Source organism: Geothrix alkalitolerans (assembly GCF_022808885.1).
Classification (GTDB): domain Bacteria; phylum Acidobacteriota; class Holophagae; order Holophagales; family Holophagaceae; genus Geothrix; species Geothrix alkalitolerans.
In genome coordinates, this window is the sequence record NZ_JAKZLE010000002.1 from 647,514 (window position 1) to 672,250 (window position 24,737).

Consider the following 24,737-nt stretch of genomic DNA (forward strand, 5'->3'; position numbering starts at 1 on the left):
AGACCCATCACTTCAAGCAGGCTCGCCCTCCCCTCCCGCCGCAGGGCCCGTGCGGGACCGAGGCCGGGAGGGGATCCTGCCACCTTCAGGTCTCAGCGCAGGGCTTCCAGGGCGTTCACGCGACCCCGGCCCGAATAGGGGTCGACACCGGGCTTGAGGATGTCGTCGGCGTGCTGCTCGATCCTCCGCTTCAGTTCGGCGGGCGGCATCTTGCCGTACTTGCCCACGATCAGGGCCGCCACGCCGGAGACATGAGGCGCCGCCATGGAGGTCCCGGCCGCGAAGTAGTAGCTCCACGCAGTGGCGGAGCGCCCTCCGGGGCTGATCACCATGTCGTAGGGATACCCCGCTTCAGAGGCGAAGTCGCCACCGGGGGCCGCCACGTTCACGACGGAGACCCCGTAGTTGGTATACGAGGCGGCCCGATCGAAATCCGCCAACCCGTACGGCCCGGTGGCGGACACGGCCATGCCGTTGCCCGACTGGGCCGGGATCGACCAGAGCCGGCTGTCCAGGTTCACCCCCTCGTTGCCCGCCGCAGCCACGCACAGGGAGCCGGCCGCCGTCGCGTAGGTGATGGCCCGGTTGAGCGCGGCGATCAGGGGGCCGGACCCGCCGCCGCCGGCATTGATGCGGTCGAAGGTGGCCCCCAGGCTCATGTTGATCACATCGGCCCGGACCTCGGGTCCGGCGGCGTAGAGGATGCCGGAGATGATCCACGAGAAGGACCCGTTGCCCGTGTCGCTTCGCAGCACCTTGACGGCGACGATCTCGGCCTTGGGGGCCACGCCCTGGATGCCGCGGTCGTTGATCGGCGCCGCGATGATCCCGGCGACATGGGTGCCGTGGTTGAAGCCGTAGACGATCGGATCGATGTTCGCCTCGGTGGGGACGAAGGACCGGCTCAGCGCGAGGTTGACGTTGGGGCCGATGTCGGGATGCCCGCTCCAGATGCCCGAATCCAGGACCGCCACGCGCGCGCGTGTCACACCCCAGCCCTGATCGCCGTTGAGCGCCGCCCGGTCGGCCTGGATCTGGCGGATGTTCCACTGGTAGCCCCAGAAGGGCTCACTGTTGAGCCCATTGGCCTGGAGGCCGGATTCCTGCGCCGCCGTGGCGTGCACATCGGGAAGCCACGGCACCTCGACGTCCTCGGCGGCCTGCTGCACCCTGGCATCGGAGGACACCTGCGCCAGGAAACCTGGGTTGGCGGATGTCGCCAGCACCACGCCGATGTCGGGAAGGCGACCCGTGATGGCGCCACCGGCGGCGCTCACCAGGTCGTCCAGATTGGTGCTGCCCCGGCCCTGCGTCCGGGCCAGGATCAGGTAGGCACGCGGGGCGTCCGCTGCCAGGGCGGCGCCCCCGGCCAGGACGAGGGCCAGGAAGATGCCGGCGGGAAGAGACTTCATGGTCCATCTCCTTTTAAGGCTGCCGGTATGCCGGCAGCAGGGTTGTGTCGAGATGCCCTCACCAAGAAAAAAACAATGATGATATTTCGACAACATGATCATTTACAAAAACCATGTCAACAAACCCATGGATCCGCTGAAGGCGTACCTGCCCACAGGTCGTCGCACCCCTGTCGGCGGTCAGCTCACCTCGGCCAGCCTCAGCCGCACCTGCTCGCGATGAAGCCAAGCAGCTTGGGCCTCGCTGAGGCCGTGCGCCAGCGCCCGGTCGGCGGCCTCGCGGCAGCGGGCCAGGAGCCGGCGGTCGCGCACCAGGTCCGCCACCTGGAACTGGGGCATCCCCGCCTGCCTCACGCCGAAGAATTCCCCGGGCCCGCGCAGCTCCAGGTCCCGCTGGGCGATGCGGAAGCCATCCTGAGTCTCCACCAGGGTCTGAAGCCGCTCCGTCTCCGAGCCGCTGATCATGAGGAAGTGGCTGCGATGCGCGCCGCGCCCCACCCGGCCCCGCAGCTGGTGGAGCTGGCTCAGGCCGAAGCGCTCGGCGTGGTCCACCACCATCACCGTCGCGTTGGGCACATCCACGCCCACCTCGATGACCGTCGTGGCCAGCAGGATCTTCGCCTCGCCGGAGGCGAACCTCGCCATGCGGGCGGCCATCTCGTCGGCCCTCACTCGGCCGTGGACCACCTCGATCGCCACGTCCGGGAAGATGCCCCGCAGCAGGGCCTCCATGGCCTGGATGTCGCGCAGCTGGACCTTGCCTTCGTCCGAGGGGTCGATGCTCGGGCTCACCACAAAGGCCTGGCGGCCCTCGGCCAGCTCGCGCCGCACCTGCTCCCAGGCACGCTCCGCGAACTCGGGCTTGTGCAGCTTGGTGGTGATGGGTTGGCGGCCCGGGGGAAGCTCGTCCAGCACGCTCTGGTCCAGGTCGCCGAAGATCGCCAGGGCCAGGGAGCGGGGGATGGGCGTGGCACTCATGACCAGCCAGTGCGGGTCGCCACCCTTCTCCTTCAACGCTTCGCGCTGCTTCACTCCGAACCGGTGCTGCTCGTCCACCACCACCAGCTGCAGCTTGTGGAAGGTCACCGCCTCCTGGAAGAGGGCGTGAGTGCCCACGATGTAGCGGGCCTCGCCGCTGGCGATGCGGGCCAATGCCGCCCGCTTCTCCGCCGCCTTCATGCCGCCAAGCAGGAGCTGGAGGCTGTCGGCGCGGTCGCCCAGGTAGCGCCGGAAGCTGGCGGCATGCTGGCGGGCGAGCACCTCCGTGGGCACCAGCAGGGCGCCCTGTCCGCCGGTCTCGGCGACCATGGCCATGGAGAGCAGCGCCACCAATGTCTTGCCGCTGCCCACATCGCCCTGGAGCAGGCGGTTCATGACACGGCCCGAGGTGAGGTCGTCCACGATGTCCTTGAAGGCCCGCCGCTGGGCCCCCGTGAGGTGGAAGGGCAGGAAGGATTTCAGCCGCTCGCGGAGTTCCGGCGAGGTGGGCACCACCAGGCCGCGGCGCTTCAGTCGCCCGGCGCGGCGCAGGGCCACGCCCAGGGAGAAGGCGAACAGCTCCTCCGCCGCCAGCCGCTCGTGGGCGGGCGACTGGCCCTTCTCCAGCAGGACCGGATCGCTGCCGTCCGGCGGATCGTGCAGCAGCCGGAACGCCGTCATGGCATCCGGCAGGTCCTTCGCCAGCTCCAAGGGCAGCCACTCCTCCGCCGCGTGGACCCGGCCCAGGGCCTCCTGCACCAGCCTCTGCCGCGCCCGCCCCGGCATGGGTCCCAGCTTGCGGTAGAGGGGCAGGAAGCGTCGGACCCACGCGAGATCCTCGCCCCGGCCCATCACCTCGAACTGGGGGGCGCGCATCTCCAGACCATGGCGGCCCACGGAGAGCGGACCGAAGGCCAGCAGGCGGTCGCCCACCTTCAGCGACCGGCCCAAGTAGGGCTGATTGAACCAGATGAGCCGCAGGGTGCCGGTGGCATCCTCCAGCAGGGCCTCGGTGAGGGCCATGCGCTGCACGCGCGTGGTGCTCTGGCGCAGATCCCGCAGGGTGCCAAGGACGGTCACGATGCCCGAATCCGCCGGCTCGAATCCCCGCAGATCCAGGCTGCCCAGGGTCCGCAAGCTGCCCCGGTCCACGTAGCGGTAGGGCAGGCTCCACAGCAGGTCCCGCAGGGTGTCGATGCCTGCCTCCTGCAGCGCCGCCGCGCGCGCCGGGCCCAGGCCCCGGAGGACCGTGACCTTGGTGGATAGGGGCAGGGGCGCGAGCGTCATGGCGGCTGTTTCAGCCTAGCCGCGCCTCTATGGACTCCACCATCTTGGCGACGTAACGATCTCCGTACCAGGCACCGTGGCGGGGATCCTCCAGCTTCCGGAGGCCTGTCATCAGGGCCGGAAGATCCAGGACTCCGCGGTCCACCAGGCCCCGGATCTGGGTCCGGGTCCGGCCGGGGCCGGCGACGGGATGATCCTCCGCGAGCCGCGCCAGGGCCCGGGCCATCCAGGGAAGGGCCGGGATGCCGCAGCCGGCCAGCGCCCGCCAGCCCCCCTCCAGGAAGGCGCACCAGAGGCCCCGGGCCTGGGCCAGCGTCTCCTCCTCGAGCAGGACCCGTCCGGCGAACAGACCCGGCAGAGCGGCCGGGGCGGTCTGCGACACGCCCCGCTCCAGGGGGACCAGATCGGCGAGGGTGCCCTCGGGAAGCTCGGCGAGCACCCATAGCAGGCAGGCCTGCTCCCAGGGATCCGGGCCGAACCAGAGAACGGGCTCAGCGGTGCCGCCCAGATCGGCCAGGACGAGCCTTGGCGGGTCCTCGCCCTCGGGCAGATCCCACCAGGCGGCCCTCAATCCAGGTAGTCGGGAGCCATCGGAGGTCCAGGGTCCCACCGCCGGAGAATCCCGGCAGATACGCACGGCGCCGGGCAGACCGGACCGCCGATGCACCGCGGCTGCGGCATCGCCACAGTGGAGGTGGATCAGGCTGTCGTGCGAAGCCATGGGCCTCCCCGGAATGGAGACACCCAAAGCATACGACCCGGGTCAATCGATCTGCCGGCCCTATCTCGGACGAATCGCCGCCTTCAGCGGGCGGCGCCGACGGCCTGGCGCGCCATGGCCTTGGCCAGGGCCTGCTCCAGGTCCGCCCACAGATCCTCGGGGCTCTCCAGGCCCACGGAGAGGCGCATGAGGGACTGGGAGATGCCGCTGTGCTCGCGGGCCTCCGAGTCCACCACGCGGTGCGTGAGGGCGGCCGGGTGCTGGATGAGCGTGTCCACGCTGCCCAGGGACACCGCCGGCGTCATGAGCTTCACTTCGGCCATCACCACGGCGGCGGCCTCGAAGCCCCCCTTCAGTTCGAAGGCCATGAGGGAGCCAGGGCCCTTCATCTGGCGGCCCAGAAGGCCCTTGGGATCCTGGCCTGGCAGGCCCGGGAAGTGGACGGCGGAGACGGCGGAATGCTTCGCCAGGCGCTCGGCGATCACCTGGGCGCCCGCCTGCTGGGCGCGCACGCGCAGGGGCAGCGTGGGCAGGCCACGGTGCAGCAGGTAGGCCGCCAGGGGATGCAGCACGTTGCCGGTGATGACGCGGACTTTGCGCAGCTCCGTGGCCCAGTCGTTGTTGGTGGCCACGATGCCCGCCAGCACGTCGCCGTGCCCGCCCAGGAACTTGGTGGCGCTGTGGAGGACCAGGGTCACGCCCTGCTGGATGGGGTTCTGCAGGATGGGCGTGGCGAAGGTGTTGTCCACCAGCACGGGGACCTTGCCCGCCTGCCGCACCACATCGTCGAGATCCACCATCGCGAGGGTGGGATTGGCGGGCGTTTCCACGATGACCATGGCGGTGTCGGGGCGGATCGCGGCGGCGATGCCATCGGCCTCGGCCCAGGTCACTTCGAGGCCCAGCATGCCGGAGGCCAGGAGGTGGTCCGTGCCGCCGTAAAGGGGACGCACGGCCACGACATGGCCGCCGCGCTGCTTGGCCGCCATGAGGCAGGCGGTCACCGCCGCCATGCCCGAGCCAAACGCCACGGCCTCCTCGGCGCCCTCCAGCTGGGCCAGGGCCTGCTCGTAGCGGGCGGTGGTCGGGTTGTAGAGGCGGGAATAGACGGGGCTCCCGATGGGCAGCCCGCCCATGGCCATGGCCTCCAGGCTGCGGCCGCCCTCATCCAGGTCATGCAGGGGGTAGGTGCTGCTGAGGTCGATGGGCAGGGCGTGGACGCCTTGTTCGTGGAGCACCTCGCGGCCGGCGTGGACGGCCTGGGTCTCGATGGACAGGGCGGTGTTGGGCTTGGACATGGGGACACTCCTGTCCCCAATGTAGGATTCATGAATTCGGCAATCCCCCGAATCTTTTTCGTGGAATGATGTCATTCATGGAACTTGACCGAATCGACTGCAACATATTGAGCCTTTTACAGAAGGATGCTCGGCTATCCAATAAGGAATTGGCCGCCGCGGTGGGTCTGGCGCCGTCCTCCTGCCTGGCTCGCGTGCAGCGCCTGCGTTCCGAGGGCGTGCTGAAGGGCGCCCATGCGGACGTGGACCCGGGAGCCCTGGGTGTGGGCCTCCAGGCCCTCATCGCCGTGCAGCTGCGCCAGCACAGCCGGGCCCAGGTGAAGGCCTTCTGGAAGCACGCCATGGGCCTGCCCGAGGTCCTGGCTGTCTTCCACGTGGCCGGCACCCACGACTTCCAGGTGCACGTGGCCGTGAGAGACGCCCACCACCTGCGCGACCTGGCCCTGGACGCCTTCACCACCCGCCCTGAAGTGGCCCACATCCAGACCAGCCTCATCTTCGAGTGGGCCAAGGGCGCCGCGATGCCGAACTACCGGGCCTGATCCTCAGCGTCCACGATCTGGGTTCCCCATTGGGTGACCGCCTCCACCACCTGGCGGAAGCCCTGCCCCTTGCAGGTGAGCTCGTACTCCACCCGCACGGGCGTGGTGGGCAGGACACGGCGCACCAGCAGGCCCTGGCACTCCAATTCCTTCAGCCGGGCGGAAAGCACCTTCTCCCCGATGCCGGGAACCCGGGCGGCCAGCTCGTTGAACCGGAGTGGCCCTTCCTGGAGGACCCACAGGATCTGCCCCGTCCAGGGCTTGCCCAGCAGGTCGATGGCCAGGCGGAAGTATCGGCAACTGGAGGGTTCGGGCATGTCCATGGAAGGTCCGGGACCCGGAATGGGTCCCCCCAAAACTATCTCAAAGAAAGTTCCTTGACAAGGGGAAGCAGACAATCGAATATTGCTATCGAACAGAAAGTCCCTTTCCGTCAAAAAGCGTGGAGCTCCGCATGACCGCCACTCCGACCTAGCTGCCCAGTCGAATATCGGGATCGTCATTTTCCTCTCTGCTTCTTGGGACCATGCCGGTTTCTTAGACTTTGATCCCCATTAAAGTCTGGATCCTCCGGTGAGGATGATTACCTTTCTCAATATCGAGTGTTGGGAAAGCGTCCTCCTCCGGTCCCTCCGCCGCCGAGGCCGCCCCCATCGGGACCGGTCGCCTCCTCCACCGCTGGTTCCAACCATCTCCGCCGCTCACCCCCCTTCCGGGCGGGTTGAAGTCGTGCGGTCCCAAAGGAGTTCTCCCCATGCGCGCCGCGCTCGCGCTGGCCCTCGGCCTGTCCCTCCAGGCCCAGGACGAGCCCTACCCCGAGATGGGCCCCCTGCCCACCCGGAACATGTTCACCCTTCTCCAGGCCCCCATGACCTATCAGCCCCAGGCCCCGCGCCCCATCGGCCGGGGTCGCTGGCAGGTGACCCTCACCCATGTCCGGGCCAACATCTTCGAGTTCTCCGACCTGATCAAGGACCATCCGCCCGCCTGGTTCCAGGGGCGCCACCGCATGGACCGGGCTTCCCTGGAGGCCCTGGCCGCCGAGTATCCCACCGCACCTTTCATCTTCTACTTCGACGAGGAGATCGCCCGGACCACCCTCCAGGTGCGGCGCGGCCTCACCGACCGAACGGATGTCTGGGCGGAGCTGCCGGTGGAGCGCCACGGCGGAGGCGACCTGGACACCCCCATCGAGACCTTCCACAAGACCTTCGGCTTCGAGCAGTGGGGGCGCACCGAGGTGGCTCGCAACCAGGCCGTGGTGGCCACCATCCGGTACGGACGCCTGGATTTCGTGCGGGAGGGCGCCCAGCCCACCCGTGTCCAGGACCCCCTGTTCGGCCTGGTCCACCTGATCCACCAGGATGCGACCACCGGCCTGAGCGCGACCCTCACGGTGAAGCCACCCCTTGCCCGCACCTACAACTCGTTCAAGTCAGGCTGGGACGTCGAGGGCGGGCTCAGCGGCTGGTGGCAGCCCTCCGCCACCCAGGTGATCTACGCCGGCGCCGCCTACACCCACCGGGGGCGCGGCAACGCCGCCTACAACCAGCTCGACTACACGTCCGACCTGGGAGCCCACCTGACCTGGCAGGGGCGCCGCAACAAGGTGATCCAGCCCTTCCTCCAGCTCTACTTCCTGAGCGGCTTCAGCACGCCCCAGCCCTTCGCCAAGCTGCACGACAACAGCCTCCAGCACGACCTGGGCTTCCATGCCTACCTGAACCGCCGGACCACGCTGACCTTCCGCTACGTGAACAACATCACCCACCACGAGAACACCGACGACGCCTCCTTCGCCCTGGGCGCGACGTACCGGTTCTGACCTGGATCCCATCCTCTCCCGTCAGCGCCTGGAGCCATCCTCCCCGGCGGCCTCGCGGGCCAGGATCTTCTCGATGCGCCGGTCCGGCACCAGCCAGATGAGGGCGACCACCCAGTAGAGGGCGAACCCGGCCCAGCGGTTGGCGAAGGAGAGGAGGATGGCGGCGGCATAGATCGCGACGGAGATCTTTCCCTTGAAGTCCCCGCCCACGGCCGCCTCGAGAAGCGATCCCCTGCCGTGGTGATGGATCAGGCATCGGCTCAGCAGGTAGTAGGCCAGGCCGGCCATGAGCAGGATGAACCCGTAGAGGGCCACAGGCCCGGCCGCGAAGTGGTTGCCCCCCATCCAGGCCGTGGCGAAGGGCACCAGGGAGAGCCAGAACAGCAGGTGCGTATTGGCCCACAGGATCGGCCCGTTCACCTTCCTGGCCGCGTGGAGCATGTGGTGGTGGTTGTTCCAGTAGATGGCGATGTAGATGAAGCTCAGCGCATAGCCCACGAAGGTGGGCAGGAGCGGCCGGAGGGCCGCGAAGGAGTCACCGTGGGGCGCCCTCAGCTCGAGCACCATGATGGTGAGGATGATGGCCATCACGCCGTCACTGAAGGCTTCCAGCCGGTTCTTGCCCATGAACTCCTCGGATCCGCGATTGTTTCACAACCTGGCTAGGACAGGTGCTTGGCCACCAGCCGCTGGAGCGTGGGAAGGCCCCGGAACGTCGCCTTCAGGCCCAAGGCCTTCTCGAAGACGGCGTTGGAAAAGGCGGACTGGCTCTGCTTGGTTCGGCAGCGCCACCACACCTCGCGGCCGTGGAAGCGGAAGTCGTCCTCCGCCGTCTCCAGGCTGCGGAGGCGGGCCGCCTGGGTCCCCGTGAGCGACGCCCGGAGGAAGATCACGTTCATGGCTCGGGCCTCCGCCTGCTCCAAGGCATCGAAGGGGCAGCCGGCCACCAGGGCCGCCAGTTCCGCGCCGGAGCGCAGGAACACGGCCACGGGAAACCCCAGCTTGGCCTCCAGGTGCGCCTCGAGGCGCGTCGCCAGGGACGCCTCGCCTGCCCGGCCCGCCTCGAAAACCACATTCCCGCTGGCGATGAACGTCTCCACGCCCTGCAGGCCCAGCTCCTGGAAGCGCTCCTTCAGATCGGCCATGGTCACGGTGTGGCCTCCGACGTTGATGGCGCGGAGGAAGGCGAACGTCTTCGGCATGGCTATCCCAGCGCCCGATCCGCCAGCCGTCCCAGGTCGCCGCTGCCCTGGCTGTTGGCGAGGCTCTTGGCCAGGGCCACGACCATGGCCTCCTGCGCGGGAAGCGGCAGATCTGGCAGCAGGTCGGCGGCGGCGGCCACCGCCAGCACCTGGTGGGCGTGGTTGAAGGTGGGATCGTCCTGGACTGCCGCCTCGGCCAGGGCGGCCAGGGCCGCCTCTGCACGGCCTGCCTGCGCCAGCCCGCCGGCATGGGCCATGGCCAGGGCCGGCTCCACCTCCAGGATCGCCTCCGTCAGGGCCCCGGCGTCCGGATCCGCGACCCGGGCGGCCCGCACCCGCTCCTCGGGCTCATCCGTGGGGAAGAGGTTCACCAGGGCCGCGGCCTGGCACCAGATGCGCGGGTCCGCGGAGCGGGCGCGCGCCACGGCGGCCAGGTAGACGTACGTCCACGCCGTCTTGCCCTCCAGGTCCCGCCGGGCGTCCAGCTGCTTCTCGGAAGCGGCCAGGACCAGGGCCGCCAGTGTGTCCCCGCTTCCCTGGCCCGCCTTCAGCCGGGCCGTGAAGGGATCCAGGAGCGCCACGAGGCCCAGGTCGCAGATCTCGCGCACCTGGGATTCCCAGGCCGCCGCGTCGAGCGTGGCCGGGGCCCAGGGCACGCTCGACGCGTCACCCAGCCGCTTGGCGGCGCGGCGGGACCAGAAGGTGTCCTCCGGCGAGGCCGCCACCCAGGCCGCCAAGCCGAGGAGCCTCCGCCCGGTGGCTTTGGGCCGCTCCAGTCGCTCGTGCAGGTCGGCGAGATGGTCGCACACCACCGCCTTGTGCCCAACCGTGGCCATGTCCAGCTCGGTGAGCCCGCGGAGGCGCTGGAAGTCGGCTTCCGCGGGATGGTCGAAGCCCTGGGCCTCGGCGTAGGCCAGGCCGGGCCGACGGGACTGGATGAAGGCCTCCAGGTTCGGCCAGTGGCCGCTGCCCTTGGCCGCCGACACCTGGGCCAAGTTCTGGGGCGACCGGCGCCCTTCGTGGGCGGCCATGTGCAGCTGTGTGGCCAGGGCCCGGTGGAAGCCTGCCTCGCTCAGCAGCGGCTGCAGGCGCAGCACCGCCCGCAGGCCGAGGATGCCGTGCGGCACGTGGGGCAGGTAGGCCTCCCAGTCGATGCGGGGGACGAGGGTCTTCACCGCCTCGCGCACCCCGTCGCGCAGGCCATCGGACTGGGCGAGCTGGGTCGCGAAGGCCCCGAAGAACTGCTCTGTCGGAGCCTCCAGCTGCTGCTGCCAGCGGGGATCGACCGTCATGCACCCTCCAGCGGCAGGTTCCAGGCGGCCGCCACGAGGCGGGCCCAGTGGTGGTTCCAGGCCCGCTTCCACACCAGGCTGCCTTCCTTCATGTCGGAAGCTTCCAGGCGCTGTCGCAGCTCGGTCTTCAGGCCTTCGGCGGCCGGCCCGAGGGCGTCCTCGGCCAGGGCCAGCAGGGCGGCGCGAGCCTCCCGCTCCTGGTCGTGATGGGCCAGGTAGCCCGCGGACTCCGGCGAGGGCGCGACGACCCGCAGGCGCTGCCAGGCTTCGAAGGCCGCCTTCGCGGCGGGGTCGCCTCCCAGAGGCTTCTTGACCTGGTCCCAGCCCCTGCCCGCATCCAGCTCGGGCCCGGCGCGGGCCACGGCTTCCCGGAGCTTCACGGCTTTGGCCACGTCGCGGTCGAGGTGCTTGAGGGCCACGAACGTGCGGGGCTTCTCACGCTTCCCGCGGCGATCGAAGAACGCGTTGAGGGCGGACACCACCAGGTCCATGGGCACGCCTTCGGCTTCCCAGGCCAGCACCTGGCGGTAGTCGTCGGTGCTGAGCAGGCCGGCGCGGCCCCAGGCCCGGAAGGCCCACTCGCGCTCCAGCCAGTCCTTCTCCTCGCGGGTATAGGACATCAGGGCGCGGCCGGGGCTTCCTGCACCAGCACGGTGCCGTCCTTCAGCTGCAGGACGCCGTTCTGCCAGGACACCACTTCCTCGGGAACGATCTTGGCCTTGGCGAAGCCGCGCAGCCGGAAGGAGCCCGAGGCCAGGGAGCGGCCCTTGCGGTCCCAGATCTCCAGCTGCCAGAGGGTGCCCTGGTGGCCTCCCACCTTGAGGAAGATGCCCTCCTTCGATTCCGGGCACCACATGGCCTCCTGGGAGACCGAGGCGGGCCTTGCCGGAACGCCGCGGCAGGCCATCAGGCCCGCCACCAGGGCGGAAGCCAGCAGGGTTGTCGTCACCAGGGTCTTCGGAGGTCGCGCCATGCCGACATTCTACCGCCACCCCGCTAGACTGGTGACCGAGGGCAAGATGGTCCTGATCCGAGAACAGATCCGCTACAAGAGCCGCAAGGAGATCGAGAAGCTTCGCGAGGCGGGCCGCGTGGCCGCCAACGCGCTCCGCCTGGCCGCCCGCGCCGCCAAGCCCGGCGTGAGCCTCCTGGAGATCGACCGCGTGGCCGAAACCTACATCCGCCAGCAGGGCGCCACGCCCAGCTTCAAGGGCTACCACGGCTTCCCCGCCACCCTCTGCACATCGGTGAACGACAAGGTGGTGCATGGCATCCCCTCCAAGTACGTGCTCCAGGAGGGCGACATCATCGCCATCGACTGCGGCGCCAAGCTGGACGGTTTCCATGGCGACACTTGCCTCACTGTGGGCGTGGGAAAGATCAGCGAGGAGGCCCGCCGCCTCATCCAGACGGCCCAGCTGGCGATGTACGTGGGCATCGAGCACTGCCGCCCCGGCGAGCGCCTTGGCGACATGGCCACGGCCGTGCAGACCTTCGCGGAGGAGCGCGGCTACTCCGTGGTGCGCGAGTACATCGGCCATGGCCTGGGGCGCGACCTGCACGAGGATCCCCAGGTGGTCTTCGCGGACCAGCGGCCAGGCACCGGCTTCCGCATGGAGCCGGGCATGACCATCACCATCGAGCCCATCCTGAACCTCGGCAGCCACAAGTGCCTGGTGGAGCCTGACGGCTGGACCGTCCGCACCCGCGACGGCCAGCTCTCTGCCCAGTTCGAGCACGACATCGCCATCACCAAGGACGGACCGGAGATCCTCTCGATTCCCGATCCGGAGTTCGAGCTCGAGGACGGCCTGTAAAGCAGTCCTCAGGGATCAGCCCTCAGGCGCGTGGGCTGCGTCCGAGCGCATACGAAGCACGCGAACGCGTATTTCGCGCCACCTCTTCGCCTACCGGCATTCAGCCTTCAGGATTCGGGTCCTGGGCTTGGTAGAGGTCCTTGCGTTGGACCTGCATGAAAGGAGAGGGATCGGTGACCGGGCTCCAGCCCAGCTTGGCGTAGAGGCCGTGGGCGTCGCGGGTCGCCAACATCAGGCGGCGCATGCCCTTCACCTCGGGCAGGTCCATGAGGGCACGGACCATGGCCTTCGATAGCCCCCGGCCTCGATGCTCCTCCAGCACGAACACGTCCGCCAGGTACCCGAAGGTGGTGTGGTCCGTGGCGAGTCTTGCGAAACCCACCTGGGCGCCATCGGAGGCATAGGCGCCCACGCACAGGCTGTGGCTCACAGCTTGTGCCACCACCTCGCGGGGGATGCCCGGGGACCAGTAGCTGCGGGTGAGGTAGCCGTGGATCACGTCGACCTGGAGCTCCCCCGAATCCAGGGAGATGCGGTAGCCATCCGGGTGAGCTGGCATCCCGGGGGTGGCTGGCCGGGCAGGAGCGCTACCCTCAGACCATCGGCGGACGTGCTCCGGCACGTCGAGCTGGGGCCCGTCGTAGCCCATCAGGCGCAGCACTTCGGCCATGGGGACGTTGCCGGCCTTCCCCCGGAAGAGGGCCTTCACGACACCTTCGGCCGCAAGATCGCCGTCCCGCTTCAGGAAACGCTGCTCCAGGAAGACCCACTTCTCGTCCCAGCCCAGCAGGCGCGTGTGCAGGGTGAAGGGCTCGAACAGCTCGAGGCTGCGGCGGTAGCGCATGGTGATGCCGCCCACCAGGGGCTTCCAGCGGTGGCTCAGCATGGCCCGGCCAAGCCTGGTCCGGAACGTGAGGTCGAACCGGCCCAGGTCCATGATGCTGAGGAAGCGCCCGTTGTTCATGTGGACGTTCATGTCCAGGTCGTTGGGCCACACGCGGAAATGCAGCACGGAGACATCCAGGGGATCGAGTCCCGGACGCCGCCAGAGCGTGAGCAGTTTCCAGAGGGTGCGGAAGAAGAGGACCATCCGACCAGCCTAGCGGAGCGATGCGCTACCTTGGAGCCATGGGATTCACGGTCCAGGCCCCCGCCAAGCTCAACCGCTTCCTCGCCGTGCTCGGGCGGCGGGCGGACGGCTTCCACGAGCTTGAGCTGGTCACCACCGTGCTGGAGGGTGTGACCGAGCTGACGGATACGCTTGCGGGCGAGCCCGCGCAGGTGTTGGCGCTCGAGATCACCGGCCGCACCGGCCTGGGCCTGACGGCAGACGAATCGAACCTGGTGATCAAAGCCTGGCGCCTCCTGGAGGAGGCCGCGAAGCGCCCCCTGCCCGCGGTCCTCCGCCTGGAGAAGCGCATCCCCCACGGCGCCGGGCTCGGCGGCGGCAGCAGCGATGCGGCAGCGGCCCTGCGGCTGGGGAACCGGATGTTCGACCTGGGCCTCACCGACACGGTGCTGCTGGGCCTCGCCGCCCGCCTGGGCAGCGACGTGCCCCTGTTCCTCCTGGGCGGCACCGTACTGGGCCTGGGCCGCGGCGAGCGGGTGTTCCCCCTGCGGCCGGTGCCGCTGGAACCCATCCTGCTGGTCCATCCCGGCCTGCATGTAAGCACACCGAGCGTGTATCGGGCCATCCAGGACGTGGGCTACCCCTTCCCCGAGGCGCTGGCCTCCCTGCCCGAAGGGACCGCTCCGCCCTGGCGCAACGACCTGACAGGCACGGCCTTGTGGGTGTGTCCACCCCTGGCCGAGGTGCGCGACGCCCTGCGCGATACCGGCGGCGAGCCCCTGCTCTGCGGCTCCGGCAGCTGTTGGGCGGCCCGGTACGACAGCGTCCAGGCCCGGGACGAGGCCGCAGGGCGGATCTCCGGGCTCCAGCCCGACTGGGGCCTCTGGCGCATCTGACCCGCTCCAGGAACTCCAGGAGTAGGATGGCCCGGTCCCCAGGGAGGGCTTGTGCCGGCATCCTCGGAACAGCGGGCCCGCCGGATCCTCGTGATCCTGGGACACCCCCGCGTGGACAGCTTCTGCGGGGCCCTGGCCTCGGCCTACGCAGAGGGCGCCCGGGCCGCGGGCTTCGAAGTGCTGCGCCTGGACCTCGCGAGCCTCGCCTTCGAGCCCAATGTGCGGACGCCCTCGCCCAGGGACCAGGCCCTGGAGCCGGACCTGGCCCGGGCCCAGGCCCTGATCCGCTGGGCCGACCACCTGGTCTTCGTCTACCCGGCCTGGTGGGGCACCCTGCCCGCCCTGCTCAAGGGCTTCCTCGACCGTGTGCTCACGCCGGGCTTCGCCTTCGCGGCCGATGAGGAAGACCCCGCCACCTGGGCAAAGCTGCTGAAGGGGCGCTCGGCCCACCTGCTGGTGACCCTGGACACGCCGTCCTGGGCCTACCGGCTCATCTACCGCCAGCCCGGCCACCAGGCCATGCGGCGCGCCACCCTGGGCTTCTGCGGCGTGGCACCCACCTTCATCTCCACCTTCGCCCCCGTGAAGCCCTCCACCGCCGAGGTGCGGGCCCGGTGGCTGGATGCGGCGGGGGACGAAGCGGCACGCCTGTCCGGCCGCCTCCGCCGGCATGCCTTCCTGCGTCGCGCCGGAGCCTGGCTACGCCTGCTCCGCCTGCAGTTCTACCCCATGGCCTGGGTGGCCTACACCATCGGCGCCCTGGCGGCGGCGAGGCACGGGGGCGCCTTTTCGAACCGGATCTACTGGCTCGGCTATCTCTGCCTCTTCCTGATGGAGGCGCTTACCGTCGTCAGCAACGAGTGGTTCGACCAGGGCACGGACCGCCTCAACCGCCACGCGGGCCCCTTCAACGGCGGCAGCCGCGTGCTGGCGGACGGAGAGCTCCATCCGCAGAACGTCCGGCGGGCCATGGCCGCGTTGGCCCTGGCGCTGGGCGCGGGGCTGACGGCCCTGGGCGCCGCCCTGGCTCCGGCCGGTCCGGGCCTCGCGGCCATGCTCGCCCTGGCCATCCTCGCGGTGGGGTACACGGTGCCGCCCCTCAAGCTCGTCTATCGCGGCCTGGGGGAGCTGGACGTGGGCCTCACCCACAGCTTCGCGGCCATCTTCGTGGGGGGCCTGCTCCAGACGGGCGTCTGGCGGGATCCCTTCCCCTGGCTCATGGGCCTGCCCCTCTTCCTGGCCACCCTCTCTGCCATCACGCTCTCCGCCCTGCCGGATCACGAGGCTGACGGCGCCGTGGCCAAGCGGACGCTGGCGGTGCTCCTGGGGCGCCGGGGCGCCGCCTGGGCCGCCCTGGTCTTCGCCGTGGCCGCAGCCGCCTGCGGGGTGGCCTGGCAGGGGCTGGGGATCTTCGCCGGTACCAGCGGGCTCGCCATCTTCCTGGCCCTCCCCCACGCGCTGCTGCTGGTCCGCGCCATCCTCCGCTACCTCCGCCGCGGCGCGCCCTGCGAGCGCATCGACGGGATCATGGCCCTGGCCCTGACCTACCTCTTGTGGTTCGGGATCATCCCGCTGGTCCACTTGTCCTGACCCGCCTTCCTGTGCGCACATCGAATCGAACCCGGGCATGATGGTGGGTTCCGAGGTGTCCATGTCCGGCTCCGCATTGCGAATCCGCGGCCTCCGCAAGGCCTTTCCCAAGGTGGTGGCCGTGGACGGCGTCGACCTGGAGGTGGCCCGGGGCGAGGTCTTCGGCTTGCTTGGTCCCAACGGCGCGGGCAAGACCACCACGCTGGAGATCATCGAGGGCCTCACCAGCGCGGATGCCGGTGACATCGAGATCCTCGGCCTCACCTGGGCGAAGCAGGGACAGGAGATCCGCGCCCGCATCGGCGTCCAGCTCCAGAGCACCAGCCTCTTCAACAAGATCACGCCCCGGGAGGCCCTGGACCTCTACGGCAGCTACTACCCGAAGCGCCGGGGCACCGGCGAGCTGCTGGAGCTGGTGCAGCTCCAGGAGAAGGCCGACGCCTACCACATCACCCTCAGCGGCGGCCAGCAGCAGCGGTTGGCGCTGGCCCTGGCCCTGGTGAACGACCCCGAGCTGGTCTTCCTGGACGAGCCCACCACGGGCCTCGATCCCCAGGCCCGGCGCAGCCTGTGGGACGTGGTGCGCCGCATGAAGGCCGAGGGTCGGACGGTGATGCTCACCACCCACTACATGGACGAAGCCGAGGCTCTCTGCGACCGGCTGGCCATCATGGATCACGGGAAGGTGATCGCCACGGGCACGCCGGCCTCGCTGATCACGGATCTGGCCATTCCCAGCGTGGTCGAGCTGACCTTCGAGGGGGCCGCGCCGGATCCGGCCACCTTCGCAGGCCGCCTGGGCCAGCCGGTGGAGCGCCGGGCGGACCTGTGGGAGATCCCCACGCCGGATCCCAAGGCCCTGCTGCCGCGGCTGCTGGAGACCGCCGAGGCCGCCACCGTCCCCTTCCAGCAGGTTCACGTCCGCCGGGCCACGCTTGAGGATGTCTTCCTGCACCGCACCGGCCGCAGCCTGAGGGAGTAGCGATGATGTTGTGGCGCCAGTTCGCGATGGAATGGCGGCTCTACCGCCGGGACCGTGTGGCCATGTTCTGGACCTTCGCTTTCCCGGTGGTGTTGCTGCTGGGCTTTGGCGTCATCTTCCGGGACGGCGGGGGGCCGAAGCTCTCCGTGGTTCGCGTACAGGCCCCGGCTCCGGGCCCACAGGACACGGCCCTGGATCAGGCCCTGGCCGATGTCCAGCTCAAGGTCCAGACCCTCCCGAAGGTCGAGGCCGAGGCCCGCTGGGCGCGGGGCGAGACCGCCGCCCAACTCGAGACCGATGGCGCGGGCTACCGCCTGCGCCTGAACAGCTACCTCATGGCCCAGGCCGGCGCCACGGCTGGGCTGGTGAACCAGGCTTGGCTCATGGCCCAGGCGCGATTGAGCGGGTCGCCCGAGCCCCAGCGGATCCCCGTCTCGGTAGAGAGCCCCGGCCACAAGCACTCCGCCAACTACGCCGCCTTCCTGCTGCCGGGCCTGCTGGGACTGAACCTCGTCAGCATGGGGCTCTTCAGCGTGGGCATGGTGAACGTGTCCTACCGGGAGAAGGGCAAGTTCCGCCGCCTGGCCGTCACGCCGCTGCCCAAGTGGATCTTCCTCCTGGGCCAGGTGCTGCACCGCCTGACGGTGACGGTGATCCAGGCCGCCATCCTGCTGCTGGTGGGCCGCCTGGTCTTCGGCATCGAGAACCAGGGCTCGTTCATCGACCTGTTCCTCATCATGACCTTGGGCACGGGCTGCTTCATGGCCTTCGGCTTCGCCCTCAGCGGCTTCGCGGACACCTCCGAAGGCTACGCGGCCATCTCGAACCTGGTGTTCTTCCCTCTCATGCTGCTGAGCGGCGTCTACTTCACGCTGGATTCGGCCCCGGCCTGGCTCCAGCACGCCGTGGCCCTGGCGCCCCTGGCCCCCTTCCTGCGGGCCCTGCGGGCGGTGTTCAACGATGGGGGTTCCCTGGCCGGGCACGGGGCCGGTCTGGCCATCGTGGCCGTCTGGGGCCTGGCGGCCTTCGCCTTGGCGGTGCGGCGGTTCCGATGGGCCTGAACCCGTCCAGTTCTACAGCCGGGTGGCAGATGACCCGATAACGGCCCCATGCATCCGCCAGGGGAACCCCAGGATCCCGCCGAGGCCCTGGCCTTGGTACGCCGCTACCTGAACGCCACCTACCGCATCGCGGAAGCCGCCATGCGGGCCACGGACCTGCGCGAGCTCTACGGCCGGGTCCACGCCATCATCCGCGACCTCATGCCGGCGGAGAACCTCTACTTCGCCCTGTGGGACCGGCCCTCGGAAACCGTCTCCTTCCCCTATTTCGTGGACACCCAGGATCCCGCCCCCGAACCCCGGAAGCTTCGTCGCGGACTGACGGAGTACGTGCTCCGCACAGAGCAGCCGCTGCTCCTGGACCGGGAGATCCTGCTCGGCCTGGAGGCCTCCGGCGAGGTCGAGCCGTTCGGAACGGATTTCCTGGACTGGCTGGGGGCTCCCCTCCTGGGTGCCGAGGGTGTGTTCGGGGTCCTGGCCATCCAGATCTACGAGGGCGACCGGCGCTACACCCCCGAGGAGCGGGACCTGCTTGCCTTCGTGTCGGGCCAGGTGGCCATGGCCATCGAGCGCCGGGCGGCCGAGGACGCCCTCAGACTCAGCGAGGACAAGTTCTCGAAGGCCTTCCAGGCCAGCCCCGACGCCATCAACCTCACCCGGCTGACGGACGGCACCTACTTCGACGTCAGCGAGGGCTTCACGCGCCTCACGGGGTGGACACGGGAGGAGACCCTGGGCCGGACCGCCCTGGAACTGAAGATCTGGGCCCAGTCCGGGGACCGGGAGCGGGCCGTACGCCTCATCCACGACCACGGGGAGTTCACGGGCCTCGAGGCCCCCTTCCGCCGCAAGGACGGCAGCCTCCTCACGGGCCTCATGTCCGGGAAGATCATGGAGGTGGATGGCACGCCCTGCCTGCTCTCCATCACCCGGGACATCTCGGATCGCAAGGCCGTCGAGCAGGCGCTCCAGGCGGAGCGCGGGCTCTTCGTGGGCGGACCCGTGATGGTGGTGCGCTGGCGCGCAGCCGAGGGGTGGCCGGTGGACTACGTGTCCCCCAACGTCCAGGCCATCCTGGGCTACACCCCGGAGGACCTCGTCAGCGGCCGAGTTCCCTACAACAGCCTGGTGCATCCCGATGAGGTGGAGGCCATCCACCTGGCCGCGGCGGCCTCCAGGGCTCGGGGCCAGACCCACTACGAGCAGCAGTACCAGCTGCGCACGGCTGCCGGGGAATACCGGTGGTTCTACGACTTCAGCACCTCGGTGGCCGGGCAGGGGTCAGACCCCGGCTACCACCTGGGTTACCTCCTCGACATCACGGACCGCCGGCGCGCCGAGGAGGCGCTGCGCCAGAGCCAGAAGCTGGAGAGCCTGGGCGTGCTGGCGGGAGGCATCGCGCATGACTTCAACAACCTGCTCACCGTGGTGCTGGGCAACCTGAACCTCGCCCAGCTCAAGCTCCCCGAAACCGCCCCGGCCCGGCCCTACCTCGCCAACATGGAGGCGGCCATCCTGCGCGCCACCGAACTCACGAAGCAGATGCTGGCCTACTCGGGACGGGGCCACTTCGAGGTCCGGCCCCACGACCTCAACGCCGTCGTCCAGGACCTCACCCATCTGCTCGAAGTATCCATCTCCAAGAAGGTCCGCCTGCACCTGGAGCTGGCCGCCGACCTCCCGGCCATCCAAGCCGACGCGGCCCAGTTCCAGCAGGTGATCATGAACCTGGTCACCAACGCCTCCGACGCCATCGGCGACCGGGAAGGCACCATCCACATCACCACCTCGGCCCGGGATCTCGACGTCTCGACCCTCCGGAACGAGTTCAGGCTCGAGACTCCCCGACCAGGGCGCCACGTGCTTCTCGAAGTCGAAGACACGGGCTGCGGCATGATGCCCGAGGTGATGGACCGCATCTTCGATCCGTTCTTCACCACCAAGGCCGCGGGCCGGGGGCTCGGTCTCTCCGCCATGCTCGGGATCCTCCGCGGCCACGGCGCCGGCTTGAACATCACCAGTCAGGTCGGCCGGGGCAGCCGGTTCAGGCTCTGTTTCCCCGCCGCGGACGAGGCCCCCGCTTCCAGATCCAGACAGGCCTCGCAACCCGAGCCGGCGCCCTTCCGAGGGCTCGTGCTCCTCGTGGACGACGAGGAGCAAATCCTCCGGACCACGGGGGCGGCCCTCGATTCACTCGGGTTCCAGGTGCTGGTCGCCCAGGATGGCCTCGAGGCCCTGGAGCGATTCCGTGAGCACGGGAAGAACCTCCATCTGGTGATCATGGACCTCACCATGCCCCGCCTGGATGGCCGGGAGGCCTTCCGGACCATGCGGAACCTGGATCCGACCATCCCCGTGGTCCTCAGCAGTGGGTATTCGGAGCAGGACTCCCTCCAGACCTTCCCCGAAGGCGGACCGACGGGTTTCCTTCAGAAGCCCTACCAGCTCAAGGACCTGAAGGCCGTCATCCAGAGAGCCCTGGGAAGCTGAGACGCATCCCAAGCTAAACTGGTCGGCTGGAGATCCTCATGCCGTCTTCCAAGCGCGCCAGGCTGGCCATCTTTCTCACCGTGTTCACCGACCTCCTGGGTTTCGGCATCGTCATCCCGATCCTGCCCCTCTATGCCAAGGAGATCGCGGACCACCCCAGCGCCTGGATGGAGGGCGTCAACCATTTCCTCGGCCTCGGCGGTTCGGGCACGACACCGGGAGCCTTCTGGGCCGGTGTGGGCTTCCTCAGCTTCAGCCTCATGCAGTTCATCGCTTCGCCCATCCTGGGCCGCACCTCGGACAAGGTGGGGCGAAAGCCCGTGCTGTGGATGAGCCTGGTGGGGTCGGCCATCGGCTACCTGATGCTGGCCCTCACCAGCCGCTTCGAGTGGATGCTGGCGGCGCGCATCCTGGATGGCATCACCGGCGGCAACATCTCAGTGGCCCAGGCGGCCATGGCAGACAGTTCGGCCCCGGAGGAGCGCTCCAAGGCCATGGGCATGATCGGCGCCGCGTTCGGCTTGGGTTTCGTGCTGGGCCCCGCCATGGCCGGCATCCTCAGCGGCAGCGCTTTCGGTCATCACCTGCTCGCGACCCGCGGGTGGCACCTGCCCTTCTTCGTGGCGGCGGGTCTGTCCCTGACCGCCTCTCTCCTGGTGGCCCTGTGGGTTCCCGAGACCCTCGACCACGCTGCGCGGGCGCGCTCCCGCGAGACCCGAGGCCATGCCCTGGTGAAGGCCTTCAAGCGCCCGGGCATGCCCCAGCTGCTGATCGTGTCCCTGCTCGCCATGGCGGGTTTCTCCATGATGGAGGGGACCTTCGCCCTGCTCGTGCATGCCCGGTTCGACTTCCACCAGCGGGAGGTGGGCTTCCTCTTCGCCGGCATCGGCATCCTCATGGTGATCTACCAGGGCGGCCTCGTGCGAATGGTCTCCAAGCGCATCCCCGAGCGGATGGCCCTCATCGCCGGCCTGCTCATCCTGGGCATCACCCTGCCCCTCATGCCCAAGGCCGCCTGGATGTGGCCCTTCGTGCTGCTGTTCATCCCCCTCTCCTGGGGCAGCGGCATGAGCAACACCGCCGGTTCGGCCCTCGCCAGCCGGCTGACCCCGCCCGAGGATCAGGGCAGCCTCTTCGGCGTGCTGAACGCCATGACGGGCCTGGGCCGCATCATCGGCCCGGCCGTCGGCACCTTCGCCTTCGCCCGCTGGGGCGGCCAGGCCTCGTACACGGTGGCCGGCCTCACCATGGGCCTCGCCCTCCTCCTCGCCCTCACCCTCTCCCGCAAGGTGCCCGCATGATCCGCCTCGATGGACGCTCTCTCACCGCCCCGCTGCTGACGCGCATCGCCGCCGGCGAGGGCGTCGCCCTCGACGAAGGCGCCTTGGCTCTCGTGACGGAGAACCGGGCCGTGGTGGACCGCATCGTGGCCGAGGGCCGCACGGTCTATGGCATCAACACGGGCTTCGGCCAGTTCGCCACGGTGGTGATTCCCCCGGACCAGCTCCAGCAGCTCCAGCTCAACCTCGTGCGCAGTCACGCCGCCGGCGTGGGCGAGCCCCTGCCCAAGGACCAGACCCGGGCCCTCATGGCCGCGCGCATCAACTGCCTGCTGAAGGCCCACAGCGGCATCCGTCCCGAGCCCATCCGGCTGCTGGTGGAATGCCTCAACCGGGACATCGTGCCCGTGGTGCCCAGCCAGGGCAGCGTGGGCGCCAGCGGCGACCTGGCCCCCCTGGCCCACATGGCCCTGCTCCTCGTGGGCGAAGGTCTGGCGTGGTCCGGAACAGGGCACATCCCCGGCGGCGAGGCCCTGGCGAAGGCGGGCCTGAAGCCCGTGACCCTCCAGGCCAAGGAGGGACTCGCCCTCATCAACGGCACCCAGCTCATCACGTCGCTGGGCAACCTGGCCGCGGAGAAGTTCGCGCGCCTGGCGGACCTCGCCGACGAGATCGCGGGCCTCAGCCTGGAGGCCTTGCGGGGCACCCGCGCAGCCTTCGATCCCCGCATCCACGCCGCGCGGCCCCACCCGGGCCAGATCGAGGTGGCCGAGCGCATGAGAGGCATCCTGGGCGCCTCCAGCGAGATCTCGGAAAGCCACAAGGATTGCCACCGTGTGCAGGACGCCTACAGCCTGCGCTGCATCCCCCAGGTCCACGGCGTGACGCGGGACGCCCTCCAGTTCGCCGGGGCCATCCTCGAGCGGGAACTCAACAGCGCCACGGACAATCCGATGATCTTCACAGACACCCAGGAGTCCCGCTCCGGTGGCAACTTCCACGGTCAGTACCCCGCCTTCGCCTGCGACGTCCTCGCCATCGCGGCGGCAGACCTCGCCAGCATCTCCGAGCGCCGGCAGGAGCGCCTCGTGAACCCGGCCTATTCGGACCTTCCGGCCTTCCTCACCCAGAACGGCGGCCTCGAATCCGGCTTCATGATGGCCCACGTCACCTCGGCCGCCCTGGTGAGCGAGATGAAGGGTCTGGCCCACCCCGCCTGCGTGGACACCATCCCCACCAGCGCCGGGAAGGAGGACCACGTCAGCATGGGTCCCATCGCCGCCCGCAAGCTGCTGCGCGCCGTGGACGCCCTCGAGCAGGTGCTGGCCATCGAGGCCCGCATGGCCCTCGAGGGGCTGCGCATCCTCGGGCTCGCCCCGGCCGCGGGCCTCCAGCCCCTGGTCGCCCGCCTGGCGGAAGCCTGCGCCCCCTGGACCGACCGGGTGATGTTCCAGGAAATCGACGCCACCCTCAGCGCCCTCCGCGCCCACCAGGACGTCTGCCCATGACCACCCCCTGGCGGCCTGCCTGCGAACTGGCGCTCCGGCGTTTCTCCGATGCCGACGCCATCCGGTTCTGGGGCATCGGCCACCAGGTGAACGGCGAATACCAGCCCATCTTCAACTACCGCTTCGAGCACACCTACGCGGCGGTGCTCCTGGCCCGGTGGCTGGCGCCCCTGGTGGGCGCGGACCTCGAAGTGGTGGAGTGCGCAGCCTGGCTGCATGACGTGGCCAAGCGGCTCAAGGATCCGCACGCCAAGGACACCCACGCCCAGGACGCCTCGGCCCAAGTGGAGGAGATCCTTTCGGCCACGGACTTCCCGCCGGGGAAGATCCCCGCCGTGCGCCACGCCATCGAGCACCACGTGGGTTTGAAGCTCACGAAGCGGCTGGAGCCCCTGGAGACCGCCTGCCTCTGGGACTGCGACAAGCTGAGCAAGATCGGCGCCGCGAGCCTCATCCACTTCGGCTGCATCAGCGGCGCGTTCCAGCCCATCACCACGGCGGAGATCCTCCGCCGCGGCGAGGCCTGGCTGGAGCTGGCCCGGAGCATCACCGCCAGTTTCAACACGGAGCCGGCCCGCGAAGAGGGCCGGCGCCGCCTGGCCTTCCTGGAGGCCCACTACGCCCAGCTGCGCCGGGAGTGGTCCGACCCCATGAAAGCCACGCCTCCATGAGCGGCTTGCTCCCACCTGCCCTGGAGTCTCTCCCTTGCGCAACCCTGCGCCAGAAGGGATCGCCTTCCGCCTCAGGCCCGCCTCAAATGGAAGCTCTCCATGGCACCGGCCCTGGCGGCCGTGAACGGCTCCGATGCCCGTGAGCACCTGCAGCCGGCCCCCGAGGCTGAACCCGGCGGGAGGAGCGCGAGGCCTTCACCAGGCTGCGGAAGCGGACCACCAGATCGCGTGACGCGCGTCACAGGACATGTGAAAATCGAGGTCTACGCGGAGCTTCCATGTCCCTGGTCCACCTTGATCCCGGCAAGCAGGCGCCTGAGATCGTCAACGCCATCATCGAGATCCCCACGGGCTCCCGGATCAAGTACGAGATCGATCACCACACGGGCCTGGTCCACGTGGACCGGGTGCTGTTCTCGCCCTTCCACTATCCGGCCGAGTACGGATTCATCCCCGGCACCTTGGCCGAGGATGGCGATCCCGCGGACATCCTCGTGCTCATCAACGGCGCCACCTATCCCGGCGTGGTGATGCGCGCCAGGCCCATCGGCCTGCTGCGCATGAGGGACGACAAGGGTCTGGATTCGAAGGTCCTGGCCGTGGCGACGGACGACCCCACCTATGCCCATGTGACGTCCCGCAGCGACCTGCCCCCGCATTTCCTGCTCGAGGTGGAGCACTTCTTCCTCACCTACAAGGATCTCGAGCGCAAGAGCGTCTCCAGCGACGGCTGGGGCGGCAAGGACGAGGCCCACGCCTTCGTGCGGGCCGCCATCGAGGCCTTCGACAAGAAGAAGAAGAAGAAGTAGGGCGCCG

23 protein-coding genes are annotated in these 24,737 nt (G+C 69.4%); 12 read left to right on the forward strand and 11 right to left on the reverse strand.

Features of this window, described 5'->3' with window-relative positions:
* Positions 1-92 precede the first annotated feature (92 nt).
* The 4 genes from MLJ35_RS07030 to MLJ35_RS07045 form a co-directional block, all read right to left on the reverse strand.
* Complete coding sequence (locus MLJ35_RS07030) at positions 93-1,412, reverse strand: S8 family serine peptidase (protein ID WP_243383726.1); 1,320 nt, start codon at positions 1,410-1,412, stop codon at positions 93-95.
* Between the two features lie 180 nt (positions 1,413-1,592).
* Positions 1,593-3,677, reverse strand: a complete 2,085-nt coding sequence (gene recG / locus MLJ35_RS07035) for an ATP-dependent DNA helicase RecG (protein ID WP_243383727.1) — start codon at positions 3,675-3,677, stop codon at positions 1,593-1,595.
* A 10-nt stretch (positions 3,678-3,687) separates the two neighbouring features.
* Positions 3,688-4,398 (reverse strand): hypothetical protein, encoded by a 711-nt coding sequence (locus MLJ35_RS07040; protein ID WP_243383728.1) that lies wholly within the window; start codon positions 4,396-4,398, stop codon positions 3,688-3,690.
* 83 nt (positions 4,399-4,481) lie between these two features.
* Positions 4,482-5,696, reverse strand: a complete 1,215-nt coding sequence (locus MLJ35_RS07045; protein WP_243383729.1) for a trans-sulfuration enzyme family protein — start codon at positions 5,694-5,696, stop codon at positions 4,482-4,484.
* Positions 5,697-5,773: 77 nt separating this feature from the next.
* Between MLJ35_RS07045 and MLJ35_RS07050 the strand changes: the two genes are divergently transcribed.
* Positions 5,774-6,238 carry an Lrp/AsnC family transcriptional regulator gene (locus MLJ35_RS07050; RefSeq protein ID WP_243383730.1) on the forward strand — a complete coding sequence of 155 codons (465 nt, stop codon included), beginning with the start codon at positions 5,774-5,776 and terminating at the stop codon, positions 6,236-6,238.
* On the opposite strand, the gene MLJ35_RS07055 is transcribed toward MLJ35_RS07050, so the two are convergent.
* Positions 6,226-6,561, reverse strand: a complete 336-nt coding sequence (locus MLJ35_RS07055) for a winged helix-turn-helix transcriptional regulator (RefSeq protein WP_243383731.1) — start codon at positions 6,559-6,561, stop codon at positions 6,226-6,228. The two genes, MLJ35_RS07050 and MLJ35_RS07055, sit on opposite strands and share 13 nt — an antisense overlap.
* Positions 6,562-6,992: 431 nt before the next feature.
* Between MLJ35_RS07055 and MLJ35_RS07060 the strand changes: the two genes are divergently transcribed.
* Entirely contained in the window at positions 6,993-8,063 is a 1,071-nt protein-coding gene (locus tag MLJ35_RS07060) for a DUF3187 family protein (RefSeq protein WP_243383732.1), read from the forward strand.
* 21 nt (positions 8,064-8,084) lie between these two features.
* Here MLJ35_RS07060 and MLJ35_RS07065 read toward each other — a convergent pair whose 3' ends face one another.
* From MLJ35_RS07065 to MLJ35_RS07085, 5 genes are read right to left on the reverse strand one after another with little or no spacing between them, the layout of a single operon-like run.
* On the reverse strand, positions 8,085-8,690 hold the full coding sequence (locus MLJ35_RS07065; RefSeq protein ID WP_243322023.1) for a TMEM175 family protein: 606 nt from the start codon (positions 8,688-8,690) through the stop codon (positions 8,085-8,087).
* 35 nt (positions 8,691-8,725) lie between these two features.
* Positions 8,726-9,265, reverse strand: a complete 540-nt coding sequence (locus MLJ35_RS07070) for a DUF1697 domain-containing protein (protein WP_243383733.1) — start codon at positions 9,263-9,265, stop codon at positions 8,726-8,728.
* A 2-nt stretch (positions 9,266-9,267) separates the two neighbouring features.
* Positions 9,268-10,557: a hypothetical protein gene (locus MLJ35_RS07075; protein ID WP_243383734.1), complete on the reverse strand. Its 1,290-nt coding sequence runs from the start codon at positions 10,555-10,557 to the stop codon at positions 9,268-9,270.
* Positions 10,554-11,177 carry a hypothetical protein gene (locus tag MLJ35_RS07080; protein WP_243383735.1) on the reverse strand — a complete coding sequence of 208 codons (624 nt, stop codon included), beginning with the start codon at positions 11,175-11,177 and terminating at the stop codon, positions 10,554-10,556. The genes MLJ35_RS07075 and MLJ35_RS07080 overlap by 4 nt, the downstream gene beginning before the upstream one ends.
* Positions 11,177-11,530: a hypothetical protein gene (locus tag MLJ35_RS07085; RefSeq protein ID WP_243383736.1), complete on the reverse strand. Its 354-nt coding sequence runs from the start codon at positions 11,528-11,530 to the stop codon at positions 11,177-11,179. The genes MLJ35_RS07080 and MLJ35_RS07085 overlap by 1 nt, the downstream gene beginning before the upstream one ends.
* A 46-nt stretch (positions 11,531-11,576) precedes the next feature.
* Between MLJ35_RS07085 and map the strand changes: the two genes are divergently transcribed.
* Positions 11,577-12,374 carry a type I methionyl aminopeptidase gene (gene map, locus MLJ35_RS07090; protein ID WP_420843028.1) on the forward strand — a complete coding sequence of 266 codons (798 nt, stop codon included), beginning with the start codon at positions 11,577-11,579 and terminating at the stop codon, positions 12,372-12,374.
* A 100-nt stretch (positions 12,375-12,474) separates the two neighbouring features.
* On the opposite strand, the gene MLJ35_RS07095 is transcribed toward map, so the two are convergent.
* Positions 12,475-13,464, reverse strand: a complete 990-nt coding sequence (locus MLJ35_RS07095) for a GNAT family N-acetyltransferase (RefSeq protein WP_243383738.1) — start codon at positions 13,462-13,464, stop codon at positions 12,475-12,477.
* Between the two features lie 20 nt (positions 13,465-13,484).
* On the opposite strand from MLJ35_RS07095, the gene ispE reads away from it, so the two are divergent.
* The 9 genes from ispE to MLJ35_RS07140 all read left to right on the forward strand — a co-directional run bounded on the left by ispE (position 13,485) and on the right by MLJ35_RS07140 (position 24,730).
* Positions 13,485-14,339, forward strand: coding sequence for a 4-(cytidine 5'-diphospho)-2-C-methyl-D-erythritol kinase (gene ispE, locus MLJ35_RS07100; protein WP_243383739.1), 855 nt, complete (start codon positions 13,485-13,487; stop codon positions 14,337-14,339).
* Between the two features lie 51 nt (positions 14,340-14,390).
* On the forward strand, positions 14,391-15,929 hold the full coding sequence (locus MLJ35_RS16115) for an NAD(P)H-dependent oxidoreductase (RefSeq protein ID WP_243383740.1): 1,539 nt from the start codon (positions 14,391-14,393) through the stop codon (positions 15,927-15,929).
* Between the two features lie 61 nt (positions 15,930-15,990).
* Positions 15,991-16,911 carry an ABC transporter ATP-binding protein gene (locus tag MLJ35_RS07110; RefSeq protein ID WP_243383741.1) on the forward strand — a complete coding sequence of 307 codons (921 nt, stop codon included), beginning with the start codon at positions 15,991-15,993 and terminating at the stop codon, positions 16,909-16,911.
* 2 nt (positions 16,912-16,913) lie between these two features.
* Positions 16,914-17,972 (forward strand): ABC transporter permease, encoded by a 1,059-nt coding sequence (locus tag MLJ35_RS07115; RefSeq protein WP_243383742.1) that lies wholly within the window; start codon positions 16,914-16,916, stop codon positions 17,970-17,972.
* Positions 17,973-18,020: 48 nt separating this feature from the next.
* Positions 18,021-20,462, forward strand: a complete 2,442-nt coding sequence (locus MLJ35_RS07120; RefSeq protein WP_243383743.1) for a hybrid sensor histidine kinase/response regulator — start codon at positions 18,021-18,023, stop codon at positions 20,460-20,462.
* A gap of 38 nt (positions 20,463-20,500) precedes the next feature.
* Positions 20,501-21,763 carry an MFS transporter gene (locus MLJ35_RS07125; protein WP_243383744.1) on the forward strand — a complete coding sequence of 421 codons (1,263 nt, stop codon included), beginning with the start codon at positions 20,501-20,503 and terminating at the stop codon, positions 21,761-21,763.
* Positions 21,760-23,250, forward strand: a complete 1,491-nt coding sequence (gene hutH / locus MLJ35_RS07130) for a histidine ammonia-lyase (RefSeq protein ID WP_243383745.1) — start codon at positions 21,760-21,762, stop codon at positions 23,248-23,250. The genes MLJ35_RS07125 and hutH overlap by 4 nt, the downstream gene beginning before the upstream one ends.
* A complete protein-coding gene (locus tag MLJ35_RS07135; RefSeq protein WP_243383746.1) occupies positions 23,247-23,921 on the forward strand; it encodes an HD domain-containing protein in 675 nt (224 codons plus the stop codon). The genes hutH and MLJ35_RS07135 overlap by 4 nt, the downstream gene beginning before the upstream one ends.
* A 278-nt stretch (positions 23,922-24,199) precedes the next feature.
* Positions 24,200-24,730: an inorganic diphosphatase gene (locus MLJ35_RS07140; RefSeq protein WP_243383747.1), complete on the forward strand. Its 531-nt coding sequence runs from the start codon at positions 24,200-24,202 to the stop codon at positions 24,728-24,730.
* Positions 24,731-24,737 lie beyond the last annotated feature (7 nt).

Coding starts and splice junctions, on each gene's coding strand:
- MLJ35_RS07030 (WP_243383726.1), bottom strand. CDS start 1,412: ATGAAGTCTCTTCCCGCCGGCATCTTCCTGGCCCTCGTCCTGGCCGGG.
- recG (WP_243383727.1), bottom strand. CDS start 3,677: ATGACGCTCGCGCCCCTGCCCCTATCCACCAAGGTCACGGTCCTCCGG.
- MLJ35_RS07040 (WP_243383728.1), bottom strand. CDS start 4,398: ATGGCTTCGCACGACAGCCTGATCCACCTCCACTGTGGCGATGCCGCA.
- MLJ35_RS07045 (WP_243383729.1), bottom strand. CDS start 5,696: ATGTCCAAGCCCAACACCGCCCTGTCCATCGAGACCCAGGCCGTCCAC.
- MLJ35_RS07050 (WP_243383730.1), top strand. CDS start 5,774: ATGGAACTTGACCGAATCGACTGCAACATATTGAGCCTTTTACAGAAG.
- MLJ35_RS07055 (WP_243383731.1), bottom strand. CDS start 6,561: ATGGACATGCCCGAACCCTCCAGTTGCCGATACTTCCGCCTGGCCATC.
- MLJ35_RS07060 (WP_243383732.1), top strand. CDS start 6,993: ATGCGCGCCGCGCTCGCGCTGGCCCTCGGCCTGTCCCTCCAGGCCCAG.
- MLJ35_RS07065 (WP_243322023.1), bottom strand. CDS start 8,690: ATGGGCAAGAACCGGCTGGAAGCCTTCAGTGACGGCGTGATGGCCATC.
- MLJ35_RS07070 (WP_243383733.1), bottom strand. CDS start 9,265: ATGCCGAAGACGTTCGCCTTCCTCCGCGCCATCAACGTCGGAGGCCAC.
- MLJ35_RS07075 (WP_243383734.1), bottom strand. CDS start 10,557: ATGACGGTCGATCCCCGCTGGCAGCAGCAGCTGGAGGCTCCGACAGAG.
- MLJ35_RS07080 (WP_243383735.1), bottom strand. CDS start 11,177: ATGTCCTATACCCGCGAGGAGAAGGACTGGCTGGAGCGCGAGTGGGCC.
- MLJ35_RS07085 (WP_243383736.1), bottom strand. CDS start 11,530: ATGGCGCGACCTCCGAAGACCCTGGTGACGACAACCCTGCTGGCTTCC.
- map (WP_420843028.1), top strand. CDS start 11,577: ATGGTCCTGATCCGAGAACAGATCCGCTACAAGAGCCGCAAGGAGATC.
- MLJ35_RS07095 (WP_243383738.1), bottom strand. CDS start 13,464: ATGGTCCTCTTCTTCCGCACCCTCTGGAAACTGCTCACGCTCTGGCGG.
- ispE (WP_243383739.1), top strand. CDS start 13,485: ATGCGCTACCTTGGAGCCATGGGATTCACGGTCCAGGCCCCCGCCAAG.
- MLJ35_RS07110 (WP_243383741.1), top strand. CDS start 15,991: ATGTCCGGCTCCGCATTGCGAATCCGCGGCCTCCGCAAGGCCTTTCCC.
- MLJ35_RS07115 (WP_243383742.1), top strand. CDS start 16,914: ATGATGTTGTGGCGCCAGTTCGCGATGGAATGGCGGCTCTACCGCCGG.
- MLJ35_RS07120 (WP_243383743.1), top strand. CDS start 18,021: ATGCATCCGCCAGGGGAACCCCAGGATCCCGCCGAGGCCCTGGCCTTG.
- MLJ35_RS07125 (WP_243383744.1), top strand. CDS start 20,501: ATGCCGTCTTCCAAGCGCGCCAGGCTGGCCATCTTTCTCACCGTGTTC.
- hutH (WP_243383745.1), top strand. CDS start 21,760: ATGATCCGCCTCGATGGACGCTCTCTCACCGCCCCGCTGCTGACGCGC.
- MLJ35_RS07135 (WP_243383746.1), top strand. CDS start 23,247: ATGACCACCCCCTGGCGGCCTGCCTGCGAACTGGCGCTCCGGCGTTTC.
- MLJ35_RS07140 (WP_243383747.1), top strand. CDS start 24,200: ATGTCCCTGGTCCACCTTGATCCCGGCAAGCAGGCGCCTGAGATCGTC.